The organism is Olivibacter sp. XZL3, assembly GCF_004368405.1.
Lineage (GTDB): Bacteria > Bacteroidota > Bacteroidia > Sphingobacteriales > Sphingobacteriaceae > Olivibacter.
The window spans coordinates 50,026-72,313 of sequence record NZ_SBJH01000004.1 but is presented as its reverse complement, the minus strand read 5'-3'; the positions used below and the strand labels follow the sequence as shown (position 1 = coordinate 72,313).

The window sequence follows — 22,288 nt, the reverse complement described above, 5'->3', positions numbered from 1 at the left end:
CTTTAATAATATCAACAGATATGACAAATGCACAATCACAGTATCATAAAAAAGCAGAACAAAATCCCTTTACCCTGGTATATGACGGAGCCATTATCAAAAATGAAAAGGGGAAAGTAAACATCCATCCGGTGAAATATAACCTGAACGGGATAGAGATTGCTGCCAATGTGTACACACCGGCGGACTATGATGCATCAAAGAAATATCCAGCGGTAGCGGTAGCACATCCTAACGGAGGTATTAAAGAGCAAACTGCAGGACTATATGCACAACGTTTAGCAGAAGCGGGTTATATCACCATTGCAGCGGACGCAGCGTATCAGGGAGCAAGCGGCGGAGAGCCCCGTCATACCGATAAGCCTTTCTTCCGTGTGGAAGATATCCATGGTATGGCCGACTATATTTCGCAGTACCCTGGTGTTGATGCGAACCGTTTGGGTGTTTTAGGTATCTGTGGTGGCGGTGGCTATACGTTAAAAGCAGCCCAATCGGACAAACGCTTTAAAGCTGTAGCTACTTTGAGTATGTTTAATTCCGGTAAGGTAAGGCGCAATGGCTTCCAAAATTCCCAGTTAAATACCATTCAGGAACGTATAAAACAAGCTTCGGATGCCCGTGCACAGGAAGCCGCAGGCGGTGAAATCCTTTTTTCAGGCGTGGCAAGCATAACGGATGAAGAAATCGCCAAAACCCCAACCGATCTATACCGTGAGGGATATGAGTACTATTACAGGACACATGCGCATCCCAATTCCACCTTTCTGTACATCACAAGCAGCCTAATGGAGTTGATGACCTGGGATGCTACCGACGAGATTGAATTGATCGATCAACCTTTGCTGATGATGGCAGGAAGCAAGGCCGATACAAAATACATGACTGATGAGGCTTTCCCGAAAGCGATCAATGCAAAAAACAAGGAATTGTACCTGATCGAGGGTGGTACGCATATACAGACTTACTGGAAACCTGAGTATGTAAATCAGGCTGTCAAAAAGCTGACTGAATTTCTCGGGAAAAACTTATAAAATATAAAAATGAAAACTCTGATATCAGGGGCAGCAGGGTAGATCAGCAAAACGCTTACTAAAGATTTATTGGAGCAAACCGATGTTGATCTGTTATTATATGCCCGTAATGCTCACAGAGATTAAAGATAAGGTCTGACAGAGTCTCTTTGGTGGAAGGTGATTTTTCCGACCAGGATATACTGGTCAGAGCAACGAAAAACGCCGATGCCATTACCTCAACAATATGAACAGTAAAGCAGTGTCCAAACCATAGTAAAGGCAATGAAAGCTGCCCGAAACAAAAGGATCATCGTGCATCTATATTAGGTATTTATGATGAAGTACCCGGAGCTTTTGGAAACTGAAACCGCAGGATGGTAGGAGCCCGTGGTGTTCAAAACAATAAAGAAACCGCTTTATTGATTGAAATTTCGGAGTTGGACTATACCATTTTAAGGCTCATCTGGTTTTAGAATCAGGAAGGAAACCGAAACTATCATCTTACCTATAAGGGACAGCCTTTTGAGGGAGCGCAGGTAACACGGCAGGTAGTATTGCAGTTAATTATAGATATTCTAAAAGGCAAGGTAATTTTTTAAAAACAAGTCTTGGGTAAGTGAACCAAATACTAATTGTGACTGGCCTTCTTTTTACTAAGGTAACGGACTGAAAAAATTAGCAAATGAAAAATCTGAATAAAACATGGTTGATAACGGGTTGCTCTACAGGGCTTGGACGGGCTTTTGCCAGCGAAATTTTAAAGCACGGGTACAATGCTGTGGTGACTTCCCGCTTTTCCAGGGATATTCTGGACATAGTGGAAAATTATCCCGAAACCGCCCTGGGTCTGGCAATGGATGTAACCGATAAAGAACAGGTGGCAAAGGTCATTGAACAGGCCAAAGCTAAATTTGGAAGCATAGATGTACTGGTAAACAATGCCGGTTATGGTTATCGCGCGGCGGTGGAAGAAGCAGAGGACGATGCAGTGCAGCGATTGTTCGATACAAACTTTTTTGGCATGGTAAATACAATAAAGGCAGTACTGCCAGGAATGCGAAAACAGAGATCAGGTACGATCATGAACGTCTCTTCCATAGCAGGGCGCTTTGCTGCGCCGGGCTCTGCTTATTATGCCGCTTCAAAGTTTGCCGTGGAAGGTATGTCCGATGCACTTCGGAAAGAGGTTGCTCCATTAGGCATAAGGATTATTGTAATTGAGCCGGGCGCTTTCAGGACAGACTTTGCAGGCCGTTCGCTGACAGGCACCCAAAAAGAAATTTCAGATTACAGGGAAACAGCAGGGAAAAGAAGAAAAGGGAACGACCACACACACGGCACCCAACCCGGTAATCCGCAAAAAGCGGCACAGGCAATAATCAAATTGGCTGAAAGTAAAAATGTTCCATTCCGCTTATTGTTAGGTACTGACGCTATTAATAGCGTTCGGGAAGAATTAGAAGCCCAACGCAAAGAATTGGAAGATTGGAAAGAGATTAGCTTAACCACCGATTATTAGACATATAGGAAATGGGTAAAATGTATAAATGAAAAGAAGAGCCATAATAAAGCAGAGGTAAATATTTTTATGAAAGCAATTGTAGTAGAAGAATCATTCGGGCTGGAGAATATAAAAATCCAAGAGCTGTCTAAACCGACTATAAAGGACAATGAAGTTTTGATAAAAGTCGAAGCAGGTTCTTTAAATTATCTGGATTTGCTGGTTGTAAAAGGGAAATTCGGAAAGCAAAATTTTGATTTTCCTCATATAATAGGGACCAATATCGCTGGTAGAGTAGTCGAAGTCGGTACACACACAGAAAATATCAACGTCGGTGATTTGGTATGTAACCATTATTACCAAACTTGGCAATCAGGCGTCTTTAAAGAAGGAAATAATGACGCTCGTCCCGGAACCTATCTTAAAGGCCTTTTTTCGGAATATACAGCCTTGCCTGCTTATGCGTGTGTTCCCATTCCGTCTAATTTATCAACAACGGAAGCGGCAGCATTACCTATCGCAGGTCTAACGGCTTGGGAAGCGCTAGTAACAGAAGGAAAATTAATAGCAGGGCAAACGATTCTTATTAAAGGTACAGGAGGTGTTTCTGTTTTTGCACTTCAGTTTGCTAAGATGCTGGGAGCAAAAGCAATTGTTACTTCAAGTGCTGACGAGAAATTGGAAAAAGCCAATGCATTGGGAGCTAATGTAACTTTAAATTATAAAACTAATAGCAATTGGAAGCAGGATGTTTTAGCTGAAACCGGAGGACAAGGTGTGGATTTGGTTTTGGAAGTTACAGGCGCGGACCTCAACGAATCGCTCGATTATTTGGCGCTTAATGGGAAAATTGTCGTGTCCGGTTTCTTGAGCGGCACAAAAACCAATCTGGATATTTTAACATTTATGGAACGGAAAGCGACCATTTTCAGTACTAAAGTCGGCTCTAAAGCTTCATTCATTGATATGAATAGAGCCATAGAAATAAATAACATAAAACCTTTTATAGGTAAAATTTTTCCGTTAGACAAGTTTAAAGAAGCCTTTGATCATTTGGAATATGGGAAACATTTCGGGAAAGTAATCATTACCTTTTAAAAAATATTGGAACAAACTGAAATTGATTTTCATAATCCTTGAGGGACAGTGATACGAACCACTTAAATCTTAAAGCGTTTCGGCGTAGGACAGTGTAAAAGTAATACAGATTATTGATACAGTAAAACAAAGCAGTGAACAGGAAAAAGTGATAGAATTTAAATAAATAAGAAATGAGAAAAATAATAGCTCTATTGATAGGAATTGCAGTTACCACAAGTTGTCAGACTAAAGGAGTAACAGATAAGGAAACAGCAGAAATTTTCCCAAAAGGCACTAAAGTGACCAATAACAATTTCACAGGAAATGTTTGGCTTACTATGTTGGTAGAAAACGATACGACTTTCAATACAGGTATAGGCAATGTAACCTTTGAACCCAAAGCAAGGACCAATTGGCATTTTCACAAAGGTGGCCAGATACTTTTGGTGACAGAGGGTGAAGGATTATATCAGGAAAAAGGGAAAGCGGTTGAAGTCATTAAAAAAGGTGGTGTAATAAAATGCCCACCCAATGTGGAACATTGGCACGGTGCCACACCTACTGAGGCAATGACGCATATTGCAATAGGTACAAACACCAATGTAGGTGGTGCAGTATGGTTGAAACCTGTTAGCGATGAAGAATACAATAAAGCTTCTCAAAATTGATGGGCTGGAAACTTTGAGTTAGTCTATACAAATTTGTATAGGATTATTCGTAGGAAACTTATTCCTCAAAATAGAAGGTTATGCTGGAAAATACCTTAGATAACGAATATAAATTTGAATCCATTGGTACTGGATGGATTATCGAAACGAAAGAACCGCTTACTGATTCCATTAAATCACGCCTGCATAATAGGATTGACCTGTTTGATAAAACATATTCCCGATTCCGTAGTGATTCACTCGTAGCTTCAATAGCTTCCGCCACCGATGGCGGGCTGTTTAAGTTTCCGAATGATTCTTTGCCTATGTTTGATTTATATGATATGCTTCATAAGCTGACTGGCGGTAAAGTCGATCCGCTTATAGGGGCAGAACTGAAACTGCTGGGCTATGACGCACAATATTCATTACAGACTAACCCTCGCGCAGCTTATTTTAATCCGGATAAACAGGTGCTCGATTGGACGGGCGACATTAGCCGTAGAGGAAATCTCATTACTACCGACAGGCCGTTAACCATAGATGTAGGAGCGGCGGGCAAAGGGTACCTGGTAGATATAATTTCGGGAATATTGATTAACGAAGGTATCACAGAGTACCTGATTGATGGAAGCGGCGATATTAGGCATGCGGGTAATGTTGAAGTTATTGTTGGGTTAGAACACCCGGCCAATGCAGAAATGGTGATTGGCACCCTTCCCCTGAAAAACCAAGCAATATGTGCATCGGCTACAAACAGAAGAAAATGGGGAAACGGGTTGCATCATGTCCTCGATGGCCGTACCGGGCGTCCGGTACAGGACGTTGTTGCGACCTGGGCAATTGCAGAAACGGCTTTATTGGCTGACGGTCTTGCAACGGCTCTTTTCTTCGTAAACGCCGAAAAATTGAAAGAACAATTTCTTTTTTCATCTGTCCGGATATTTTCAGATATGCGCGTAGAGGTTTCTGATGATTTTGAAGGAACCCTTTTTACAAAATAAATAACGTTTTGAATAACGGCTATAAAAGATATTAATACTTAAAACTAAAAGATATGAATAGACAAATGTTCAGTAGAAAGCAACTTTTGGTTCCAATGATGGCAGGATTGTTATTGTTGTCGTCCTGCTCGAAAGATGATGGTACGGCACCTGATGAAGGGCTTCTTCCCGTTCCAAATCCAGATACAACAAGAGTCTACAAAGATGGTGAATACACTGCTAGAGGGGTGTATGGAGGGGCTCCATCCTACATTACAGTGGATGTAAAGCTACAGAACGGAATCCTTACGAACGTACTTGTAACACCAATGCCTGAAAATAACGCAACTTCCAGAGATTATCAGGAGCGTTTTGCAGCAGCTGTTCCAGCGGTTGTGGAGGGAAAACATATTAGCGAGGTTCGTGTCGGTAGGTTAGCCGGATCAAGCGGAACGAATGTCGGATTTAATAACGCGATTGACCTGATTAAAGAACAGGCCGCTGAAGACTGATTCTTCTCAAGGAGGAATTTATCATAGGATGTGAGGTTTATATATGGCGGTTCTGACCTTTCAAGGGATCACGGAGTTTTTATTGTTTGTTGTTGAATTTCAGTAAGATGATAACACTATCGTAGTTTACTACATCATCGGAGAATGTATTGGTTTTAGATTTTTCTGAAATTTTTTTTACGGTGATTCTTGCAATTCCAGTGATTGCCGAGATCAAAGGCGACTTTGCTACCTCAGATTGGTCTGCACACAAAACGAGAACAGATAATTTATTATTCTTCTTTTCGATTACATAGTTGCCTTTTCCCGGAACCGAGATAATATAACCTGCCTCTCTCAACATCTTATATGCTTTTTCGAAAGTATCCTTTGAAACATTATATATCGTGCTAAGCTGTTTTATCGACATTAGTTTCTGACCCGGTTTTAAGGTCCCAGTAAGTATTGCCTCCCTGAAGCTTTCATACACATATAGCACTTTTGTTCCTACAATCTTTTCAAAATTCAATTGCATATAAAATGGTGGTGATATTGAATCCAAACAAATTTTGTCAAAAAAACATCCTCAATTTTCTGATTGTAATGTTCGGGAAAACTACTTTACCGTTATACTGCCTTAAAGCTCTTTTTCATTCATAACGATCATTTCGTTATTTTCTATGAAAACCTCTTTGTATTTGTTCCCTTTGTGCATATGTAAAATATAGGTTTTAACCTCACTATCAGAAAAAACAATTTCCTCCGTGCAGGATATCGCATAGAGCTCAAATTTATTACGCACTAGTTTAGAAATAGCATTGGGCAATACTTCACCATTATAGCTTCTTAATGTATGTTTCCATTCACCGTCCAGTGTATAATAAACTAAATGAGGAGTATTATGCATGGTGAATTTGACCGCGATTCCTTCGTTTGCAATTTGCCAAAACGGCCTATATATGTTGATGAAGTTTGAATCAAAATGATGTGATAGCTTTAACATTATACGATGGTCCAGATTTTTAGCAGCGTCTTGCAACGTGCCGGATGATGGAACTGGTCCAACCTTTTTCTGTCTATCAGAGCGCCTTATTAAAAGCATAATCAACGTGCCGGAAATCATTACGGCAAGTGTTGATAGTGAAATCCATAAAAAGTTCATCCGATCTAAGTTTGTTGAATTTGTTTTATTCGCTGCCTGAAGAATTCTATTCATACAATAAAAGGCTTTTGGCTTTCTCTGTGATATTCCTCATCCGTTACTGGTTGCATCCATATTGCGCCTCCTATATTTGTATGTGTACCTGTGGCAATATGCTACATGACATCTGTAGGTGTAGCCCTGCGCCAATGTCGTATGTTTGGTGAACATTTTATCATTTCGGCATTTTCAATGATCTCCAAAAGCTATCCCAGAATCGACATTTCTAATCCGTTGTTCAATTCTACGTTTTCATCTCTTTGGTTATTTTACCGTTCTCTATATGGTACTTCGGATATTACAAAGTTTCGATTTGATATCGAGTGAATTGTTATACGGATTACTGATTTTACTACCATTATTACTGATCGGGACTTTCTTGCTGTTACGGTAATACCTTTAAGTTTGGCTTTGTACAAGCCAAATGGAAAGGTGATGGAATGGGCAATATAATTTTGATACGGTAAACCAATACGTTGCTTTCAATAACCACGAAACTTCATACTCTTAGGTCAGTGTCATTTGATTTCTCAAAAACGAGGGAAAAGGTTTCCGTATTATGACATTCGGACTTTTATTCGTGAGTAGATACTTGAAAATAGAATGTAAATGAAGAGATCTTAAGCACTCAATAAAGTCTCCTTTCGCGAATCTTAAGCTTTACTTCTGTTACATTTTTTTGAAGACCGAATCTTCTTTTTCCTTAATCCTCCTTCTCTTCTTTCTTTGATCCTGCAAATACCTGTTTGGCATTATCCAGAAACTCCCGTTTCCAGGTGTTGATCTGCGAGGGTTGCAGCTCGTATTTCGCTGCCAGTTTCTGAATAGTTTATTGCTTGATCGCTTCAATCGCTACTTTGCCTTGAAGCCTGCGCTGAATTTCCCACGTTCCTTTTTCATTTTCAACTGCTAATTTAAACATTTATGCAGTTGTCCTGTTTTGGAAAGTACTATATCTCACTACTTAAACGACATATCGTTTTAACAAAAGGCTAATTTGCCGTTACAATGGACAGTCATGATATTGTCATTAATTGTTTTTTTTTTTTCGACTTATCTCGTTCACGATTAAATACATACTATTTACGAATAATCACAAATTCCTTGTTGCTTATTTGTTACTCGGTAAAATTTATGTAGTGTTAAATTGTTTGTTTTTAGTTAATTATGAAATGTTTCAAAGTTCTGTATCGGAAAATAGAACCCCAAAACAACCCTATATATTCGCATAAAAATGTCTTATAAGAGCCTGTAAACGAGTGTTTACGGGCTTTTCTGCTTACGGTGGCCTCTTGCCCGTTGACGGGGTTTTTGGTTAGATTTACTCAAAAGGGACTTTGAATGGCTTCAACCCGGTTTGATAGCACTGATTTTGAAAAAGAAAGATCGGATTTGGTTCCGGTCTTATAGATGATCATTAATGCTAAATTTATCATCGATAGAATGCTTTTACCTCATTTTATTAGCACAAAGCCTTTTAGGTCTTCAGAACTAATGGGTTTTCCATTTATAGCCAGGTCTGTGTAAGAAACATTATTCCCGTTTCTTACTATGCTTGTCTCAATCGTGTCCGGTTTGAAATGCTCGTACTTTAGGATATTGCTAGACAGCTCTCCGTTTTGTACATCACTGTTCATAAATACTGTTAGCCGATATTTTCCTTCTTCATCTTCAGCTATCTTGAACATCTTAGGAAGATCGAGGTTGCCGTGAAATTGTTTCACTTCCCGATCTCCGTTTTTGTAGTAAAGATCTGTATTCTGATAATTGATATGGTTCGGTGTGCCCGGGTCAAGCAGGTCTTTTCCGTCCATTGTTGCATACGAGAGGGTTACCTGGGTATTCAATGACGTGGCTGGATTACTGCTATTGTCCTTGTTGCAAGCCATAATAACCGAACAAATGCATAGCGAAGCAAATAGAAACTTTTTCATAGTGATATTTTGCTAAAGTAAATTTATGTTTTTTTTACCAATTACAATATGCACACAACACAGGAATTGCCTTTGCTGGGATCAGTGTTCTTAGGTGCTATCTTACCAATCGCTATCAGGCTTTGTACATTGCGAGAAATGTGTTGCTTAAGTTATCGGCAGCTTAGGTCTTCTTTCTGAGTGGCTGGCCCCGTATCCCGAATGCTGATTTACGAGTTGAGTTAAGAGTGAGCCGAATTTTGATCGGCTCATCTTGTGTTTTTAAAAGTCGCCCCGTGGCTAACGGCTGCAATCGGCCGTCCATGTGCCATTATCGTTTGATACCAGCATGTTGAGCGAGCTTTCTGTAACAGTAATTCCTGTAAGGCCATCTCCTATACTGACGTAGGTATTGTCGCCTTGTTGTTGAAACCTTACACCTGTAATATTCGGAATATTGCTTCCGAAATCAAAGGAATAGGAATCGTCTACCTTCACAACTGTTACACGTCCGTCATCGTCGGTGATCGTTTCACCTCCATTGCTGTAGGTGATCGTTCCATTGTAAGTTCCTACGAAAAAATCGTTGTCGGCTGGATCATCATCTTTACTACATCCAACCGCAAGCACTAAAAAGCTAATAACTAGGGTTCCTAAAAATTTCATTTTATTTTTCATAGACGTTTTTAGGAACATTAAGGCAAGCTCCATGCCAAAGTCGGATCCGATTATCCGTGTATCTGTTCTCTTGTTCCATACGACTGAACGAGCTTACCTTCAAAATCTAGCCACTCTTTCCATCGTTTGTCGACATCAACATCTAATGTATATTTGCGGGCGAAGTTTAAAAAAGTAGTATAATGGCTAGCCTCTGAAACCATTAAATCGTGATAAAATTGAGCGAGCTCCCGATCGGCAATACGTTGCGAAAGTATGCGGAAGCGCTCGCAACTACGGGCCTCAATCATCGCGGCAAACAGCAAACGATCTATAAAAGCGGTATTTCTACTGCCGTCTTTCTTCGAAAACCTCATCAGTTGATTCACATAGTCATCCTTCCGTTCCCGACCGAGTGTATAACCTCTTTTTTTGATGATGTCAATCACCATTTGAAAGTGCTGCATTTCTTCAATCGCAATAGCCGTTAATTCATGTACAAGGTCGGCATGTTCGGAGTTGTTAGTAATCAACGATATGGCATTAGAAGCTGCTTTTTGCTCACACCAAGCGTGATCGGTTAATATTTCTTCCAGGTTGGTCTGGGCGATATCTGCCCAACGGGGATCTGTCAGTAGCCGTAATCCAAGCATATCAAAGTTTTTTGTTTGCAAATTTACCTAAAATGCTTTGTTTTGGATACATTACGCGCTGTTTAAAGTTGGCAGGACTTGCTTTTTGTAACTTAAATAACTGTTGGCAGGGGCGAGGTAGCGCCTTTGCAACCGCTTGTCAGCGGAATGTAAGGGCATTCAATAATTATCAGTATTGGGTCACATCTGTCGAGCTCCAAACAGATATCAGGACAGTCGATATATATTTGTTCGATGATCGGTTAGCAATTCAAAGCAACATCAAAGGAGAATGGCCTGACGTCGCTAGAAGGTTTTACCGAATGGTTTTAAACTAAAAAAACAGACACAATGAGTACTGAAAAGCTATTTGAGCCCTTTCGATTTAAAACATTGAATTTAAGAAATAGGATTGTTATGGCGCCGATGACCCGTTCTTTTTCGCCCAACGGCATTCCCGGAGAAGACGTTGCCACTTATTATGCAAAACGGGCGGCAGGCGATGTTGGATTGATTTTATCAGAGGGCACCGTGATTGATCGGCCCGCGTCATCCAATGACGCTAATGTACCCCACTTCTATGGTACATCCGCATTAGCCGGCTGGCAGCAGGTAATCGATCGTGTGCATCAGGCCGGGGGCAGTATGGGGCCACAGATATGGCATATGGGTATCATGGAAAATCACCATTCGGGTTGGGTACCGTCGGCGCCCTTTGAAGGGCCTTCCGATTTGGCAAGACCCGGCTTTTCAAATGGAAAAGCGATGAGCGAAAGAGATATTGAAGAAACGATATCTGCGTTTGGTAAAGCGGCTGCCGATGCAAAGCGATTGAGTTTTGACTGTGTTGAAATTCATGGCGCGCATGGTTATTTGATAGATCAGTTTTTTTGGGAATCAACTAATAACCGAACGGATATTTATGGAGGCAGCAGCTTGCAGGAGCGGTCGCGTTTCGCAATAGAGGTAATCAAAGAGGTTAGAAAGCAAGTTGGAGACGACTTTGCCATTATTCTTCGGCTTTCACAATGGAAATCGAGTGACTATAGTTATAAACATGCCAAGACACCGGCTGAAATGGAAGCATGGCTTGAGCCTTTAGCTGATGCGGGCGTCGATGTCTTTCACTGTTCTCAACGTCGTTTCTGGGAAGCAGAGTTTGACGGTTCCGACCTAAACTTTGCCGGTTGGGCTAAAAAAATTACCGGAAAAGCGACCATTACCGTAGGATCAGTTGGCTTGTCGGGTGAATTTTTAGCGGCCTTCCGAGGAGAAAGCTCCAGTCCCAGTTCGCTTGAGGAACTTATTAGGCGATTGGATCGGGGAGATTTTGATCTAGTGGGCGTAGGCCGCGCGCTTTTGGCGGATCCGCTTTGGGTAACGAAGATACGAGAAAATCGTTCCGAAGAGTTGAAGGGTTTTACCCGTGAAGCGCTAAACGAATTGATTTAATCTGCTTCAGAAAGTGTTGCCCTGTCGTCGCCTGTGACGCGATGTAAAATAGATGCGGTGCTCAAAATTTCTCGAAATCGAGTCAAAAAGTCGGGATATCACGGCTTAACGCTAAAAATATTGTTAGAAATGCGATAATTTTCCGTCCTTTACAATAATGTTTCCGTTATAAATATAATTTTGAGCGGGAGCGGTAAATTACTGTTTTATAGGCAGTCCTATTTGAAGTATAAAAGCAGTTAGGCATCTTATCTAAGTTTGAGTTAATCAGAATAAAACCACATGAGCGAAGACTTTCTTCAACACATTTACGAAAAGCAGCATCAGGTTGAAGCGGTTCCGTCGAATAAAATAATAGCTGAATGGGCTTTTAATTTATTGGATTTGATCTATCCCGAGCGGCTTACTTCCCCTAAGCAAAGCTTGACCGGTATCCGCGAGCGCTTTCTAAGCTTGCAGAGCGATTTGGTGAAGCTGTTGGATGCAACGAAGGCCTGTAAGGATTGCAATAACCAAACGGTGGCGGCTTCATTTTTCGACGGCGTTCCTGAGTTGTATCGCCTGATGAATACCGATGTGGAGGCGATTTTAAACGGCGATCCCGCATCGCGAAGCGAATTCGAAATCATCCGTACCTATCCAGGTTTCTTAGCAATTTCTTTATACCGCATTGCACATGCGTTATTAAGGTTGGAAGTGCCGCTGATTCCGCGAATTTTGACAGAACATGCCCATTCCCTCACGGGGATTGACATCCATCCCGGAGCTGAGATAGGCGAGTATTTGTATATAGATCATGGTACAGGGATTGTGATAGGAGAAACTACTGTTATCGGCAACCACGTTAAGTTGTACCAGGGCGTAACGCTGGGCGCTTTGAGTGTAGAAAAGTTTATGGCTAATATGAAAAGGCATCCAACTATTGAAGATTATGTAATTATCTACGCCGGAGCTACCATCCTTGGAGGCGAAACCATTGTTGGAAGTCATTCGACCATAGGCGGCAATGTCTGGCTTACAAAAAGCGTTCCACCTGGATCTACCGTGTATCATCAATCCACCATTAAAGTGGTTGAAGCGGCGGTCGGGGCGGATAGAGGCAAAAAATAATTCTTTTTAATTCAGATAAAAAGGCTTAAAAGTTAACTAGCTTATTGAAATGAATATTATAGAAAGCATCGGTAACACACCGTTAATTGAAATACAGCGTCTAAATAAGAATCCAAATGTAAAGGTGTTCGCTAAGTTGGAAGGAAATAATCCGGGCGGAAGTGTAAAAGACCGCGCTGCCTTGAACATGATTCGCAGCGCTATGGAGAGAGGGGATATTAAAGCGGATACGCGTCTGATTGAGGCTACTAGCGGCAACACAGGAATTGCACTGGCGATGATTGCGGCGATTTATGGACTGGAAATCGAGTTGGTTATGCCTGAGAACTCTACGCGGGAACGAACGTTGACGATGGAGGCCTATGGAGCAAAAGTTACCTTGCTGGAATCGATTGAGGTCTGCAGGGATTATGCAGAAGATAAGGCTTCAAGTGGAAATTTTTACATCCTGAACCAATTTGCGAATCCAGATAACTATATGGCTCATTACAAAACCACGGGGCCTGAGATTTGGAAAGATACCGGGGGCGCTATAACCCATTTTGTAAGTTCTATGGGGACCACCGGAAGCATTATGGGTAATTCCATGTTTCTGAAAGAGAAGAACGGTGCTATACAGATTATCGGTTGTCAACCCACTGAGGAGTCGTCTATACCGGGTATTCGGCGGTGGCCCGTGGAGTACTTACCGAAAATATTTGACCCGTCGCGCGTAGACCGCACCGTAGACGTATCGCAGCAGGATGCTACCTTAAGAGCGCGGCAAATGGCGAAAGAGGAGGGGGTTTTTGTGGGAATGAGCAGTGGAGGAGCTCTGCATGTCGCCCTGCAGATCGCGGATGAACTGGACAGCGGGGTAGTTGTTTTTATTGCTTGTGATCGGGGCGACCGGTATTTGAGCAGCGATTTGTTTAAGTTGTAAGTGATAAGTAATTAGTGATCAGTTAGCAGTGATAAGTAACAAGTAATAAGTAATCAGTTCTGTTATTCGCTATAGCTAAGGCCTAGAACGTAAAACTTATAACCTACAACTTTTTTAGGCCTTTCGTCTTACAGCCTTCTAAATATATATAAAGTTGTAAATACGATTTTATTTTTGTTAACTTTATATAACCAATTAGAAAGGAGGTTATTATGAACCTAATACACAGAATCGAACATTGGGGTGATATGCATCATCCTCGGTGGATGGACGTAGTTAGAATCGTTCTAGGTGCCGTTATTTTTGCGAAGGGCGTAAGCTTCATAGCCGATACGGATTCGGTAGCGCGCTTATTGGAAAATACCCATTTTCAGTTATCTATCTGGTCGGCTGTCCACTATATTGCTTTTGCCCATTTGGTTGGCGGAATTTTTATTGCTTTAGGCTTGCTGACGCGGGTGGCTATTGCGTTTCAGTTGCCTATTTTATTCGGTGCGGTGTTTTTTGTAAACATTACCAACGGCTTTAGCTTTTTGAATTCCGAATTCTGGCTGTCGCTGGCCGTCTTACTCCTGTTGATTCTCTTCTTCGTTGTAGGTTCTGGGCGGTATTCGCTCGATCATGAAATGAGTAGGCCCGGCAATAAGCGGTGGTTTTAAACAGCAGTTTCTTTCCGAACTGAGGCTTTGGCCTTTTAGACGCCCCACTTTTACAAGCTTCGAATAACATACTATTGGTCTTTTTACCCTAGCATGGCAAAGAAAGGCTTTTATAAATCGTAAAATTACTAAAACGGCTATTTTATGTACACATAACAAGTCGTATCTTTGCGGTGTTGAATCGATTAGATTAAACACACATGAAAAACCAGGCAAGTGTACTCCACTTGCCTTTTTTATTGCGTAGTAAGATTGTGAGAATTTATTTAGGACGCCTATTTTAAACTATTGAACTCCAGAAGTTTCTCATTCCTTTTTGTTCAAAGCCGATTCTCATCTATTTTGTTTTCTATCGCTTTGATGACGGGACTATAGAAGTCAACATCATACAATTCGCAGGCATGCACAAGGCCTCCCGGACTGAATACATTTACTTCCATCAGCTTATTGCCTACGATGTCTAAGCCGGTTAAAAACATGCCGTCTTCCTTCAACTTAGGGCCTACCAATTCAACAATTTCTTTAATTCTTTTTGTCATTCTGGCCGTGCCCGCTTTACCACCTTGGTGTATATTGCTTCTGATTTCTCCTTCTTTCTGTTGACGGTGGATAGCCGCGTAATGCCCTTCTACCACGATCGGTTCACCATCCAATAGAAATAGCCGGATATCGCCGTTTTTTGCAGCCGGAAGATATTCTTGTGCCACCACGAAGCCGTCCCGACAAATAGCTTCGACTATTTGGTTTAGGTTCTTTACCTCTTGTTTATTGATAAGAAACACGTTTCTGCCACCAGAGCCTTGAAGCGGTTTAAGAATAATTTTCCCGCCATTGGCCTTATAGAAAGCCTCTATATCGGCGACGTTCCTCGTGATAATGGTTTCGGGCCGTACTTCTTTCGGAAAATACTGGAAATACATTTTATTAGAGGCTTGAGACAGACTGGTGGGATCATTTAAAACGACCACTCCTTGCTTCTGCGCTAGTTGGCCAAATACGATGCCCGCATTCTGTGCCCACGGACGTTTATCAATATCTGCCGAGGGGTCGTTTCTTAAGAGTACAACATCCAGGTCTGAAGCCTTAATTTGGCTTTTTTCCGTTTCCTTGATGGCTTGTAGAAAAGTCTCAGGCGAGCGAAACTGCTTAGAAGGCGCTTTTCGGGCAAGTCCTCCCATCTGCTCGTCGCTAAAGTACGCTAAGTCGCCCACTCCCATGTAATATACCTCGTGTCCCATTTTATGGGCTTGCAAAGCCAATCCGGTAGTCGTATAGGCTGCTGTTTCTTTCATTAATTGGTTCACAATAAATGCGATCTTCATCAGTTTTATGTTTTAAGGTATTGAGTTTTTATAGATAAATAGAATGCATTCTTCAATTTAGCATCGTAAAAATATTCCCGCCCTTTTTTATCGTGTTGATATGCTTCAAAAAGGGAGCGCTTAAGTACCGTGGTTTGATTGGGATTTTCGATAATAGACCTCTAAAAGTTAGCTCATTGATAACGGGGATATAATCCTGTCGGATTTTGCCGATAAGCAGTGGTGCTATATCATTTCCCTGTTTTATGTACTCGATCAAGTTGAGTAAGCCTTTCAAATAAACGGCATCCTTGGTTAATCCGCCACCTCTATACACGCGCATGGTGATATGAAAAGCAGCTTCCGGCGTAAACTGATATTTGTCGGTTAAAAGGAAAAAGGTGTCGACAAATGAGTTGCCGGTTATCATATGATTCACGGCCACTACCCGGGCGGCCAGAATACGCATCCGCTCATTTGTCAGTCCGCCGCTTAAATATTCAGAAAAAACAGCCAAGCCTTCCTGCAATTGTTCGTAACCGGGCACTCCAATATAAAAAAGTTTAAGCGGCTGCGCTTTGCCATTATAATAGGTCACTACATGAGTCCCTATTTCATGTTGGATTAATGCGAAAGCGCGTTGTTTGGATATCTTATAGTCCTTGTTAATATTGAGGGTGCCGCGAGAAACCATTACCCCATCGACGTCGTCGCGTACGCGTACCGCGGTAAGTATAGAGCTGTCTTGTTGCTTCAGCCAGACTAATTCCTCTTCAGCCATCTGCGCAAATTCCTGCGCGTTCAATAAATCGCGATTCTCTTGTTCGTGATTCGGTTCGGCAGCAACCAATATCGCACGCGCTACATCCAACAGATGATCGTCAATATTGCCGAATACTTGCAGGCTGCTATGCATAAAATCTGGCTTTTCGCGCTCGAGCATCATATTGAGCATTCGATCAATTTCTTTTCGCTTATCACGAAAGAGAAAGGCAATGGTTGGATCCGAAATATCCTCAATGGGCAGGTTATAGATCTTTCGCTTGATTAATTCCGGCTCAATGGGCATAGGACGGTAATGAAATACCGGCGCTTTCAAGTATTTGCTCTCTGCAAAATTTTTCCAGGCTTCCGCCGTGTTAATAGGCGTCACCAATAAAAGGAAGTCAAAAAGATTGCTGTACTCAGCCAATTCATTGTCTATTTCCCAAACTTTGTCGTCCAATACGGTTGTGCCGAGCATTTCAAAGTGGGTCACATTACAGGAAGTATTGGTACGCACAAACTCAAATAAGCTCTTCCGCAACGACTTTCCGAAGGCAGCGCGTAACTCGCGCATGAAAAGCGGGTAGGGCTTACCGGTTTTAATATCGTTGTATATCGGTGTTATTTCCACACCTACTAATATGATTTCCGACTGCTGAGCGACGTTTTTGTCGATAAGCGGTGGCACATGCGGTGGACTAACAGCGGCTTTCTGTTTATCCAGTGATGCGGATATTTTTTGATTGCCTATGCGCAACGCGTTTAGCTCCTCGGTTAGTTTGGTCGCCATGCTTAGGGCACCCTTTTGATTGACGCGAACGGTAAAAGCATTTTCGTCGACTTTCGTTTGCTGCCAAATTTCTACCAGCATAAAGCCCCCGAACTCATCCGCTAAGTACGCTGAAATCGTTTTGATAATGTCGGCAATTTGGTGTTCCCCATCCCCATGCATTATTAAATAAGATGATTCTGTTTTCGCTAGGTTATAGGCAAAAATGTCTTTCCCCTCTTTGGGTATTCGGTAAACTAAAAGAAAAGGTACGGGTTTGTCTATTTTGAGGATCCCTTTACCGGGAAGAGAAAGACGAATAGGGTCGCCTTTCTTTAATTTGTCTTCGATCTGATTTAAAACTTTTTCCTGTTTTTTCTCCATCGTTACTTAATTGTCTTTTCGTTTTGCGAAAGCTGTAGAAGCCCGTTTTTTAATAAAGGGAGGTTGTCTCGCAAAGCTTGCTGAATGTCCATTAAGTGATTGATATTGACACGTCCGGTCCATTCATCCATAAAAGTCTTCTTAAACTCAACAGATAAAACACATCCGTACGAGCCATAACGCGAACAGATCCAATGCGAGAAGGCGCCGCCCTTGAATTTTATGTTTTCGCGGACGTCCGGTAAATGGCCGTTGATAACACTTTTAGAAAGTCCACCGATAAAGGCATCAATTAAAGGCCTCCATTTCGGGTCGTTATTGGCGGTACCGATATTGATTTCCGGATTTTGCTCTACGGGCGATGCGGTATAAGCGTCCTGTCTTCTATGATTATAAGTGTGTATGTCTAAGACAACGAAACAGCCGTACCTGTCGATCACACTTTCTAATAGTGCTTCAGCCTTCAGGTAGAACCCATCGTAATAGGTGTTTATCTCTTGCTCTTCGTCGGCCGTCAGCTTTGTGGCCCATACCGTTAGTCCCCAAGCATCATCGGGCGTTCGGTAAATGCAACGATCCTTTGGGCGATTCAGGTCTGCAACAAAACGTGAATTACCTGCAATAATCTTGTTTACGGGCAAATTTATCATATCAGCCGTGTAGGGGTCCTCTTCACGCATTCGCTCATGTTCGAGCAGCAGCATCTTATCCCTAAAGACCGGCGGAATGTGGTGTCCATCGTGTATAGCAGTTGCGATGACTGGGCTGTTTACGCTATCTATATAAGTTTGAGATTCCATCGCAGTTTAGAAGATAACAGGCAAAAGAAAGCTTTGTTTCATTCTTTCCCTGCGCTTAATCTAAAAACTGCTAACTTTATGGGCTTCCCAGAGGCAGCGAGCGACGATCCGTTAACTAAAAGAAAGCGCCGATGGATTAAGCATTATAAGTAAATCGAAATCGAACGAATTGCCTACAAATGAAAATATTTGCCAATCGCGTATTTACAGGCGAGACTGTATTAGAAAAGCAACTGATAATTTGCAACGAAACTAAAATCATAGCCATCCAGGCCGGAGAAGCTGCGGAGGCCGATGAAATTGTGGAGAATATTGCTCCTGGTTTTTTCGATATCCAAGTCAATGGAGGTGCGCAGTATCATTTTACGGCCCACCCGACGGAAGAATGTTTGGCGGACATAGAAGAAGCCTGCCTCGCAGACGGTACGGCATTTGTATTACCCACGTTGATAACTTCTTCGTTGGACAACATATTGATCGGTATCGAGGCGGTTAAACGCTATTTAGCGAAGTATCCCCAGTCGGGTATTTTAGGAATGCATCTGGAAGGCCCTTTTCTCAATCCGGTGAAGCGCGGAGCCCATTTGTCAAAATATATACAGAAGCCGCAAGAGGAGCTCGTGCGGAAAATCATAACACATGGAAAGGGCACTATTTTACAGATGACCATAGCGCCCGAAGCTTTCGACACCCCAACTTTATCGGTCTTAATTGCGTCAGGAATTCCTTTAGCGGTTGGCCACACAGACGCCACTTATGAAATAGCGAAAAGCGCTTTTGATATGGGAATTAGGCAAGTCACCCACTTGTTTAATGCAATGTCGCCTTTCCTGCACCGTCAGCCGGGAGTGGTAGGTGCTGTTTTTGATGATGAACGTATATATGCGCCGATTGTATTAGATGGAAAACATGTTGATTTCGCAGCGGCTAGGGCAGCCTATAAGGTGAAGCGCGACAAGCTGTTTTTAATATCCGACGCCTTGTTTTTGGGAAAAAAGAAAACTGATTTTCAATGGGAGGGATTTGACGCCAGGTTATGTAACGGAGAATATGTCAATAGCGAAGGGAATTTAGCTGGAGCGAATATATCGTTGGGCGATGCCGTGAAAAATGCGAGGAAGGAATTGGATGTGAGTTTACAGGAGGCTATTGAAATGGCTACTTATCGCCCGGCTAAGGCGGTCGGGTTAAGTCATCGCATCGGAAGGATTGCATCCGGCTATCCGGCTCGATTTACCGTATTTGATGACGAATTAGAGAGGCTCCGCGTCCTGAGCTCCAATTGACAGGCCGCGCAGTAAAAAAAGTGGTCGGATGAGCTCAATCCGTTAGATTTTAATATGAAAAATATTAAAACACTCCGCGCAAAGTGTTTGTTTATTTTAAAAGCGTTTAAGCTCGAAGTGGATGTAAATAGCCAGTCGTTATTTTATATCCATATGCGTATATTTGTCGGATATATGGAAAATACCATGAAACCAATACATGAAGGATCGAGAAAAGAAGTGATGACTTATCTTGAGCCTTTTATGCTCAATGAAATGAGTGAATATTTGAAGCCTGTCGAGCAGATGTGGCAACCGGCCGATTTTTTGCCAGATGCATCGAGGGATACGTTTTTTCAAGAAGTCAAAGATTTGCAGGACAGTGCTAAAGAGTTACCCTATGATGTGGTAGCGGTTTTGATAGGTGACACTGTTACAGAGGAAGCTTTACCCACCTATGAGTCTTGGTTGACAATGGTGGACGATGTAGAAAAGCACGAACAGGGTGGATGGATGAAGTGGGTGAGAGCCTGGACTGCCGAAGAGAACCGACACGGCGATCTTCTCAATAAATATATTTATCTGTCGGGCCGGGTCGATATGAGACAGTTCGAGATATCTGTTCAGTATTTGTTACAGGATGGCTTCGACATCGGTACCGGGAGTGATCCTTATCGCAATTTCATTTATACCTCTTTCCAGGAGTTGGCAACCAATGTTTCCCATAGAAGGGTTGCGGGCTTGGCAAAACAATCCGGTGATAAATTGTTAGCAAAAATGTGTGGTGTTATCGCGTCGGACGAAGCGCGTCATGCAAAAGCGTATATGTCTTTCATCTCTAAAGCCGCAGAAGTGGATGCGAGCGAAGTACTCGTAGCGTTTGAGGATATGATGAAGAAAAAAATTGTGATGCCTGCCCATTTACTGAGAGAGTCGGGCCAGCCGCAGGGTGAACTCTTTTCGCATTTTTCAGATGCCGCGCAGCGTTTAGGCGTCTATACGGCGATCGACTATGTGGATATTCTAAAAGACTTATTGGCGGAATGGAGGGTCGATGCCATGACGAACCTAAATGATGCCGGAGAAAAGGCGCGTGACTATTTGATGCGCTTACCAGATCGACTTATCCGTATCGCCGAACGGATGAAAACTCCAGAGAAGCAGTATAATTTTAAATGGATTCATGGCGGTCGGTAATCGGAACTCGGTGAAATAGAGCTGTCAGTATCCGGGCTACGCTCGTCAGCGCATCCATAGATGTAGCTCGTTAGACAGCTTTCGATTTTTTCCAGCCGGTTCCATTTTTTTGTTACGCCATTTCGTTTAACTGGTTGCGTTATAAACTAAAATAATAATTGATCTAATGAATAACTTAGATCAATTATTATTTTAGGCAAAAACCGATACTGGTTTAGAAAATACCAATATAATGGTTTCCTGTTCTATTAACCAGTTTAGCACCTTGAGTAACTTCGCCGGTTTCGCTGTTAAAAATATAGATATTACCGTCTTTACCGGTTGGGGTAACAGCAATATACACTTCGTTGCCATCGACTAAAATGCCCTGATATTGACCAAAATCCAAGTCGGGATCATATGGCAAGTCCACCCTAGTCGCGGTTTGGGTATTTAGATCCAAACGAGCGACGTAACCCTGATCAGATCCGCCGTGTGTATAAAGTACATAAGCTATTCCATTACCTGCATATCGCCAGCAGTCTACATAGGCGTCCTGTACCCCTAAAGCAGCGTCTAGGCTGAAGTTGTATGAGTTGTCGTATTCATTCTCCGGAGTAATGCGAAGGATATGCGAGCCTTTGGAATCTCTTTGTGTCGCTTGGTAGATACTGCCATCTTCCGCAAGGAAAGAGTTAAAGCTGCGGTAGCCACTGTTATCACCGAAACCAACGGTTGAAGTAATCACTGTAGGATTTTCTAATGAGGGATAATCCACAACCACCGACTTGCTTCCCAGTCTTTCGAAATTTTGTTCTGTTTGACCTGTTGCCGGATTTCTTTTTTGCATCCAGGTACCGATAATCAATTTATTGCCGGCCTGATTCAAAACAGGGGCATCCAGACGGAAAATAGTATGGCCTTGAATTTCTTCTTCCGGCGTTAGCGGAATCTGATATTGTCTATATCCCTTGATGAGCACTTCCTGTAAGTCGAGCGCTAATACGGTTGCGGTACCACGGTAATATTGAAAGGGCTCATTTGCGGAATTTTCGCCCGCATTATTAGCAGCGATGTTTGCCACATTGACAGCGATCCCGGTTTGGTCACCGTCAAATAGTTTTACCCAACGGGGAGAGGTGCTTGCGTATTGGGAGATGTTTACTGATACATCCTCCTGTGTAAAACTGCCGCCCCCGTTAACATGGTATCGGGAGAATTCTCCGCCATTATCGCCTGTGTAAGCTATATTAAAAAGCGTGTTTCCGTCTTCCGACGACTGCAGGCGAGCGGTGCGGTTGGATCTTACTGCAAAGCCGTCTTGATAAACGTTAATGGACACCTCCGGATTTCTGGCGTCTTCTTTACTTACAGCGTACACCATGGTACCGCCATTGCCATCGCCTGGATCGCTTCCCATGAGTGCACCGGCAACGGTTATCCACCGATCGGGATTGCCACCCGGATTGCTAGGGTTATCCGGGCCATCGTTTTTCGAGCAACTGGAAAAGCTCAACGCTATCACTACAGCGCTGGCCATGATTTGGTTTAAAAATTGTTTTTTCAT

Annotated in this window: 21 protein-coding genes; 12 read left to right on the top strand and 9 right to left on the bottom strand. The window is 42.4% G+C overall.

The window, feature by feature from the left end; all coding sequences use genetic code 11:
• Positions 1-20 precede the first annotated feature (20 nt).
• The 6 genes from EPX21_RS01085 (at position 21) to EPX21_RS01060 (ending at position 5,736) form a co-directional block, all read left to right on the top strand.
• Entirely contained in the window at positions 21-1,031 is a 1,011-nt protein-coding gene (locus EPX21_RS01085; protein WP_240768442.1) for an alpha/beta hydrolase, read from the top strand.
• A gap of 664 nt (positions 1,032-1,695) precedes the next feature.
• On the top strand, positions 1,696-2,532 hold the full coding sequence (locus tag EPX21_RS01080) for an oxidoreductase (RefSeq protein ID WP_134087838.1): 837 nt from the start codon (positions 1,696-1,698) through the stop codon (positions 2,530-2,532).
• Positions 2,533-2,601: 69 nt separating this feature from the next.
• Positions 2,602-3,612, top strand: a complete 1,011-nt coding sequence (locus EPX21_RS01075) for an NAD(P)-dependent alcohol dehydrogenase (RefSeq protein ID WP_134087837.1) — start codon at positions 2,602-2,604, stop codon at positions 3,610-3,612.
• 173 nt (positions 3,613-3,785) lie between these two features.
• Positions 3,786-4,262, top strand: a complete 477-nt coding sequence (locus EPX21_RS01070) for a cupin domain-containing protein (RefSeq protein WP_134087836.1) — start codon at positions 3,786-3,788, stop codon at positions 4,260-4,262.
• Between the two features lie 80 nt (positions 4,263-4,342).
• Positions 4,343-5,245, top strand: coding sequence for an FAD:protein FMN transferase (locus EPX21_RS01065; protein WP_134087835.1), 903 nt, complete (start codon positions 4,343-4,345; stop codon positions 5,243-5,245).
• A gap of 53 nt (positions 5,246-5,298) precedes the next feature.
• A complete protein-coding gene (locus EPX21_RS01060; protein ID WP_134087834.1) occupies positions 5,299-5,736 on the top strand; it encodes a hypothetical protein in 438 nt (145 codons plus the stop codon).
• Between the two features lie 79 nt (positions 5,737-5,815).
• Here EPX21_RS01060 and EPX21_RS01055 read toward each other — a convergent pair whose 3' ends face one another.
• The 5 genes from EPX21_RS01055 to EPX21_RS01035 all read right to left on the bottom strand — a co-directional run bounded on the left by EPX21_RS01055 (position 5,816) and on the right by EPX21_RS01035 (position 10,139).
• A complete protein-coding gene (locus EPX21_RS01055; protein ID WP_134087833.1) occupies positions 5,816-6,277 on the bottom strand; it encodes a winged helix-turn-helix domain-containing protein in 462 nt (153 codons plus the stop codon).
• 75 nt (positions 6,278-6,352) lie between these two features.
• Positions 6,353-6,931: a hypothetical protein gene (locus EPX21_RS01050; RefSeq protein WP_134087832.1), complete on the bottom strand. Its 579-nt coding sequence runs from the start codon at positions 6,929-6,931 to the stop codon at positions 6,353-6,355.
• Between the two features lie 1,439 nt (positions 6,932-8,370).
• Positions 8,371-8,850, bottom strand: coding sequence for a hypothetical protein (locus EPX21_RS01045; RefSeq protein WP_134087831.1), 480 nt, complete (start codon positions 8,848-8,850; stop codon positions 8,371-8,373).
• A gap of 279 nt (positions 8,851-9,129) precedes the next feature.
• Positions 9,130-9,507, bottom strand: a complete 378-nt coding sequence (locus EPX21_RS01040) for a hypothetical protein (protein WP_134087829.1) — start codon at positions 9,505-9,507, stop codon at positions 9,130-9,132.
• 50 nt (positions 9,508-9,557) lie between these two features.
• On the bottom strand, positions 9,558-10,139 hold the full coding sequence (locus EPX21_RS01035; RefSeq protein WP_134087827.1) for a tRNA-(ms[2]io[6]A)-hydroxylase: 582 nt from the start codon (positions 10,137-10,139) through the stop codon (positions 9,558-9,560).
• Between the two features lie 330 nt (positions 10,140-10,469).
• Between EPX21_RS01035 and EPX21_RS01030 the strand changes: the two genes are divergently transcribed.
• The 4 genes from EPX21_RS01030 (at position 10,470) to EPX21_RS01015 (ending at position 14,261) form a co-directional block, all read left to right on the top strand.
• On the top strand, positions 10,470-11,570 hold the full coding sequence (locus EPX21_RS01030; protein ID WP_134087825.1) for an NADH:flavin oxidoreductase: 1,101 nt from the start codon (positions 10,470-10,472) through the stop codon (positions 11,568-11,570).
• A gap of 282 nt (positions 11,571-11,852) precedes the next feature.
• Positions 11,853-12,680: a serine O-acetyltransferase EpsC gene (gene epsC, locus EPX21_RS01025; protein ID WP_134087823.1), complete on the top strand. Its 828-nt coding sequence runs from the start codon at positions 11,853-11,855 to the stop codon at positions 12,678-12,680.
• Between the two features lie 49 nt (positions 12,681-12,729).
• Positions 12,730-13,602, top strand: a complete 873-nt coding sequence (gene cysM / locus EPX21_RS01020) for a cysteine synthase CysM (protein WP_134087821.1) — start codon at positions 12,730-12,732, stop codon at positions 13,600-13,602.
• A gap of 212 nt (positions 13,603-13,814) precedes the next feature.
• Entirely contained in the window at positions 13,815-14,261 is a 447-nt protein-coding gene (locus EPX21_RS01015; protein ID WP_134087820.1) for a DoxX family protein, read from the top strand.
• Positions 14,262-14,581: 320 nt separating this feature from the next.
• On the opposite strand, the gene EPX21_RS01010 is transcribed toward EPX21_RS01015, so the two are convergent.
• The 3 genes from EPX21_RS01010 to EPX21_RS01000 are packed head-to-tail and all read right to left on the bottom strand — an operon-like array spanning position 14,582 to position 18,280.
• Positions 14,582-15,583 (bottom strand): glutathione synthetase, encoded by a 1,002-nt coding sequence (locus EPX21_RS01010; RefSeq protein WP_134087819.1) that lies wholly within the window; start codon positions 15,581-15,583, stop codon positions 14,582-14,584.
• 52 nt (positions 15,584-15,635) lie between these two features.
• The gene (locus EPX21_RS01005; RefSeq protein ID WP_134087818.1) at positions 15,636-17,480 is read right to left on the bottom strand and encodes a flavohemoglobin expression-modulating QEGLA motif protein; all 1,845 of its coding nucleotides are present in this window, start codon (positions 17,478-17,480) and stop codon (positions 15,636-15,638) included.
• Between the two features lie 2 nt (positions 17,481-17,482).
• Positions 17,483-18,280 (bottom strand): N-formylglutamate amidohydrolase, encoded by a 798-nt coding sequence (locus EPX21_RS01000; RefSeq protein ID WP_134087817.1) that lies wholly within the window; start codon positions 18,278-18,280, stop codon positions 17,483-17,485.
• Positions 18,281-18,459: 179 nt separating this feature from the next.
• Here EPX21_RS01000 and nagA point away from each other — a divergent pair, with 179 nt between their 5' ends.
• Both nagA and EPX21_RS00990 read left to right on the top strand, forming a co-directional pair.
• Positions 18,460-19,566, top strand: a complete 1,107-nt coding sequence (nagA, locus tag EPX21_RS00995) for an N-acetylglucosamine-6-phosphate deacetylase (protein ID WP_134087816.1) — start codon at positions 18,460-18,462, stop codon at positions 19,564-19,566.
• 153 nt (positions 19,567-19,719) lie between these two features.
• Entirely contained in the window at positions 19,720-20,742 is a 1,023-nt protein-coding gene (locus tag EPX21_RS00990; RefSeq protein ID WP_206105972.1) for an acyl-ACP desaturase, read from the top strand.
• A gap of 214 nt (positions 20,743-20,956) precedes the next feature.
• Here the strand turns inward: EPX21_RS00990 and EPX21_RS00985 are convergent, their stop codons facing one another.
• Positions 20,957-22,288 (bottom strand): SMI1/KNR4 family protein, encoded by a 1,332-nt coding sequence (locus EPX21_RS00985; protein ID WP_134087815.1) that lies wholly within the window; start codon positions 22,286-22,288, stop codon positions 20,957-20,959.

Excerpts from the sequence above, each read along its gene's own strand:
- epsC (WP_134087823.1), top strand. The coding sequence starts at position 11,853 with ATGAGCGAAGACTTTCTTCAACACATTTACGAAAAGCAGCATCAGGTT.
- EPX21_RS01005 (WP_134087818.1), bottom strand. The coding sequence starts at position 17,480 with ATGGAGAAAAAACAGGAAAAAGTTTTAAATCAGATCGAAGACAAATTA.
- EPX21_RS01000 (WP_134087817.1), bottom strand. The coding sequence starts at position 18,280 with ATGGAATCTCAAACTTATATAGATAGCGTAAACAGCCCAGTCATCGCA.
- EPX21_RS00990 (WP_206105972.1), top strand. The coding sequence starts at position 19,720 with ATGCGTATATTTGTCGGATATATGGAAAATACCATGAAACCAATACAT.
- EPX21_RS01080 (WP_134087838.1), top strand. The coding sequence starts at position 1,696 with ATGAAAAATCTGAATAAAACATGGTTGATAACGGGTTGCTCTACAGGG.
- EPX21_RS01045 (WP_134087831.1), bottom strand. The coding sequence starts at position 8,850 with ATGAAAAAGTTTCTATTTGCTTCGCTATGCATTTGTTCGGTTATTATG.
- EPX21_RS01015 (WP_134087820.1), top strand. The coding sequence starts at position 13,815 with ATGAACCTAATACACAGAATCGAACATTGGGGTGATATGCATCATCCT.
- EPX21_RS01050 (WP_134087832.1), bottom strand. The coding sequence starts at position 6,931 with ATGAATAGAATTCTTCAGGCAGCGAATAAAACAAATTCAACAAACTTA.
- EPX21_RS00985 (WP_134087815.1), bottom strand. The coding sequence starts at position 22,288 with ATGAAAAAACAATTTTTAAACCAAATCATGGCCAGCGCTGTAGTGATA.
- EPX21_RS01040 (WP_134087829.1), bottom strand. The coding sequence starts at position 9,507 with ATGAAAAATAAAATGAAATTTTTAGGAACCCTAGTTATTAGCTTTTTA.
- EPX21_RS01030 (WP_134087825.1), top strand. The coding sequence starts at position 10,470 with ATGAGTACTGAAAAGCTATTTGAGCCCTTTCGATTTAAAACATTGAAT.
- EPX21_RS01085 (WP_240768442.1), top strand. The coding sequence starts at position 21 with ATGACAAATGCACAATCACAGTATCATAAAAAAGCAGAACAAAATCCC.
- EPX21_RS01065 (WP_134087835.1), top strand. The coding sequence starts at position 4,343 with ATGCTGGAAAATACCTTAGATAACGAATATAAATTTGAATCCATTGGT.
- cysM (WP_134087821.1), top strand. The coding sequence starts at position 12,730 with ATGAATATTATAGAAAGCATCGGTAACACACCGTTAATTGAAATACAG.
- EPX21_RS01035 (WP_134087827.1), bottom strand. The coding sequence starts at position 10,139 with ATGCTTGGATTACGGCTACTGACAGATCCCCGTTGGGCAGATATCGCC.
- nagA (WP_134087816.1), top strand. The coding sequence starts at position 18,460 with ATGAAAATATTTGCCAATCGCGTATTTACAGGCGAGACTGTATTAGAA.
- EPX21_RS01070 (WP_134087836.1), top strand. The coding sequence starts at position 3,786 with ATGAGAAAAATAATAGCTCTATTGATAGGAATTGCAGTTACCACAAGT.
- EPX21_RS01010 (WP_134087819.1), bottom strand. The coding sequence starts at position 15,583 with ATGAAGATCGCATTTATTGTGAACCAATTAATGAAAGAAACAGCAGCC.
- EPX21_RS01060 (WP_134087834.1), top strand. The coding sequence starts at position 5,299 with ATGAATAGACAAATGTTCAGTAGAAAGCAACTTTTGGTTCCAATGATG.
- EPX21_RS01075 (WP_134087837.1), top strand. The coding sequence starts at position 2,602 with ATGAAAGCAATTGTAGTAGAAGAATCATTCGGGCTGGAGAATATAAAA.